Below are 3194 nucleotides of genomic sequence, written 5' to 3' on the forward strand. Positions count from 1 at the left end.
GGCCGGGTTGAACTCGGGATGACTGTCGAGTTCGAGCGTCTGGCTCACCTGCGCCAGCAAACGCGCCGAGGTCAGGATTGCGATCTCGCCGGAAATCGCGTCGGAGTCGAGCCGGATGTCGGGAAACATCGCCCCCATCGCGTCGTCGACCTGGCTCTTCTGGCCAAGCAGAAGCCTGGCCGAGGATGTGTAGGACGGTGTGACTTGCAGAACCAGCACGACCGCGATCAGCGTGCCGATGAATCCGGCACCGGCGATGACCCACCATCCGCGCTTCAGGATACCGAGGATCTGACCGAAATCCACTACCAGATCCCTGGACTTATCTACATCCCCCGGTTGAGTGGACGCATATGATGATGTCAGGTAGGTATTCATCCTTCGGGCCGCCCGCGTGTATGGCACCAATCCGGGACGATTGTCGACCGAAAGGTTGTGCCCTCCACGGCATCCTTTACGGAGGCCCACATGCCGCCCGTGACAAGAATGATCTCAGCCTTCATCGACTACCCTGCCGTATTTCGCACGCTCGGGGCCGACTTGTGGTGATCCGGTAAACCGCTTTCTGCCTCCGGTTCCTGTCGTTCCATACCGCGCGGGGCTGATGTGATGATCTCGGCAACGTCGTACTGTTTCATTCGTTGGGCCCCGGCGAAGATGATGATCTCGCCCACGAGACCGATGGCGAGAATCTGTATGCCGAGCACGACCATCATGACCGCAAATATCAGTGCGGGACGGTCCGCAAGAGCCGTCTCACCAAAGAGGCGGTGGAAGACCAGGACCGATGTCGTGATCGCGCCGACGAGAAAGATCGGCAAACCGATCGCGCCGAAGAACCGGAGGGGACGGCGCAGGAATTTCAGCACGACATAGAGCGCGAGCGCATCGAGCAGGGCGCGAAGATGCCCCAGCGGCTTGAAGACATACGGCGCATCGCGTGCAGATGCCTCCGAGGCCGGTCTGACCGACACCTCGCCAAGGAGATGACCGCGTTGTGCTGCAATGATTGGCAGGAAATGCTGCCGGACACCGAAATTCGTCGCATCCTCCAGGGTGCTGCGTCGGACAAGCCGCGCGCGGCAGAAGGGATCGGACGGAACGGTCCCGAACAGCATCTTGAGAACCCGCGCGAAGATGCCCTTGCGGATCCCCTGCCAGCCACCATCGGGTCTGCTCGTACGAGAGGCGGACACCATGTCATGGCCATGGGCCTCCATCGCCTCGAACAGAACTGGCAGATCCGACGGATCGATCTGCGGCCAGCCCGGCAGCAACAGGATCAAGTCACCACGTGCGCGCCGCAGACCCGTTGCCAGAGCGGCATCCTCGCCAACCCAGGGTCGCTGACCCAGCACGGTCAGTTCCGGCCAATCCGGCAACAGGCTCCGCAGGTCGTCGAGATGGCGGGTGTATTCGCCATTTATGATCGCGAGGACTTCATAGCGCAGTCCAAGCCCGTCGAGATGGTCTCGATAGGTGCCGAGAGTGTCGCGCAGGCCGTCCCGCTGGTCGGTTGTCACGAGTACGGTAAAATGCGGGTATTCCGTGCCATTTTCCATAAGATGAATGTCTAGCATGAAGTCCTCTGAACAAATACGATATTCTATACGATATTTCTGTTTCAGACACGGTCGGTCGGGCCCTGTCGTGGCGCGTCCTGACCGCCATGAGTCTGAAAAAGAACGCCGGTCACGAGACCGAGCAATATCAGGAACACGGCAAGAGACGCCGTCAGCGCTGCGACGGTCATCGGCACGACGGCAGGGGTGGAGGCAGGGATCGCCAGCAGCGCAATGAGCGCAGTGACAGCCGCGACCGACGCCACGCCGCCAAAGCGCGCAAGCGGACGCCTGGCGAAGATCAGAAGGGTCTTGATGACCATGAGATCGAGAAGCACCTTGAAGATACGCGACAGCCCGTATTTCGATTCACCGAACTGCCTTGCGTGGTGGCGTACCCCGACCTCGGCCACGCGAGCGCCCATCGGGATCGACATCGCCGGGATGAAGCGATGCATGTCCGAATAGAGCGGCACACGGCGAATTACCTCGGCCTTGTAGACCTTCAGAGAGCATCCGTTGTCGCGGATTGGCAGCCCGGTCACCTTTCCGATCAGCCAGTTAGCCAATTTCGAAGGCACCTTGCGCGACAGCAACCTGTCCTGACGATTGATACGCCAGCCAACGACAAGGTCGTGGTCCTCGCCAAGTTTGTCGATCATCATCGGAATGTCCGCGGGATCGTTCTGCAGATCACCGTCCATGGTGACGAGATACCGGCCGATGGCATGGTCGATCCCCGCCTGCATCGCCGATGTCTGGCCGGCATTGCGGCGAAATCGCACCACGAGGATCCGGGGATCGCGGGCCGCGATCTCGCGCAGGCGCGGAATCGTGTTATCGGTGCTGCCGTCATCGACCAGGACAATCTCGAAACTGTAGCCACTCGGCTCCAGCGCGGTTACAATCCTCTCATGCAGCAGAGCGACATTGTCCTCTTCGTTGTAGATCGGCACACAAACCGAAATATCCGGGCGTTTTGTCTTGGATCCGTTCATTGTACTGTCCAGCCATCATCCTCATGGATCAGTTGCCATCCGGTTTGTATCATGCTGCCGGGTTGACAGATAGTATTCCGTGACATGGAAAAAAACTTAAGTGGCCTGAAGCTGCATATTTGCAAACCTTCGCCATGTGCCGTCATTTCAAGTTTTTCCGAACCGGGAGAGCCTCCGAGATCTCTCTGAAGCCTTGTTGAAGGCATGCAAGGAGGTGTTGAATGACCGATGAGACGCGCGACGGCGCCGCAGGCGCGGAATTCCAGTATCTCGGTGCGACAGGCACGCCCGTGCGGCAGGCACGCCCGTGCGGCCGGCAAAAGGCACCAGCCAGCCCGTTGCAAGCCGAACTGGCCAAGGCCAACGCGTGCGATGGAACAACAAAGGCCTGCGCTCTCTTGCCGCTCAAATCGCTTGACATCCACACCGTGAGACCCGATCCGTGACGGCCATGGCTGGTTTCAATTCCAAGTGATTATCAACGGATATTGACATGAAACGACAACAGCTTGAGCTTGGGCGCGAGGAGCTGCGCCAGGCGCGGCGGGAGAGCCGCGGGCTTTACTGGTTCGTCGGCGTCTTCAGCTTCTTTGCCAACCTGTTGATGCTGACCGGGCCGCTTTACATGCTGCAG

At 59.6% G+C, this 3194-nt stretch carries 4 protein-coding genes; 1 reads left to right on the forward strand and 3 read right to left on the reverse strand.

All coding sequences use genetic code 11. The features are described from left to right. The 3 genes from ACESL9_RS17600 to ACESL9_RS17610 all read right to left on the reverse strand — a co-directional run. On the reverse strand, window positions 1-306 hold a 306-nt coding region (locus ACESL9_RS17600), incomplete at its 3' end, for a Wzz/FepE/Etk N-terminal domain-containing protein (RefSeq protein ID WP_372675377.1). A gap of 200 nt (window positions 307-506) precedes the next feature. Continuing rightward, window positions 507-1580, reverse strand: a complete 1074-nt coding sequence (locus ACESL9_RS17605) for a glycosyltransferase (protein WP_372615223.1) — start codon at window positions 1578-1580, stop codon at window positions 507-509. A 44-nt stretch (window positions 1581-1624) separates the two neighbouring features. Then, on the reverse strand, window positions 1625-2560 hold the full coding sequence (locus ACESL9_RS17610; protein WP_372615224.1) for a glycosyltransferase family 2 protein: 936 nt from the start codon (window positions 2558-2560) through the stop codon (window positions 1625-1627). 221 nt (window positions 2561-2781) lie between these two features. Here ACESL9_RS17610 and ACESL9_RS17615 point away from each other — a divergent pair, with 221 nt between their 5' ends. Continuing rightward, window positions 2782-3006, forward strand: coding sequence for a hypothetical protein (locus tag ACESL9_RS17615; protein ID WP_372615225.1), 225 nt, complete (start codon window positions 2782-2784; stop codon window positions 3004-3006). The last annotated feature ends 188 nt before the right edge of the window (window positions 3007-3194 follow it).

The sequence above is a fragment of the Aquicoccus sp. genome, from assembly GCF_041686535.1.
Taxonomy (GTDB): Bacteria; Pseudomonadota; Alphaproteobacteria; order Rhodobacterales; family Rhodobacteraceae; genus Aquicoccus.

Excerpts from the sequence above, each read along its gene's own strand:
- ACESL9_RS17605 (WP_372615223.1), bottom strand. The coding sequence starts at position 1,580 with ATGCTAGACATTCATCTTATGGAAAATGGCACGGAATACCCGCATTTT.
- ACESL9_RS17610 (WP_372615224.1), bottom strand. The coding sequence starts at position 2,560 with ATGAACGGATCCAAGACAAAACGCCCGGATATTTCGGTTTGTGTGCCG.
- ACESL9_RS17615 (WP_372615225.1), top strand. The coding sequence starts at position 2,782 with ATGACCGATGAGACGCGCGACGGCGCCGCAGGCGCGGAATTCCAGTAT.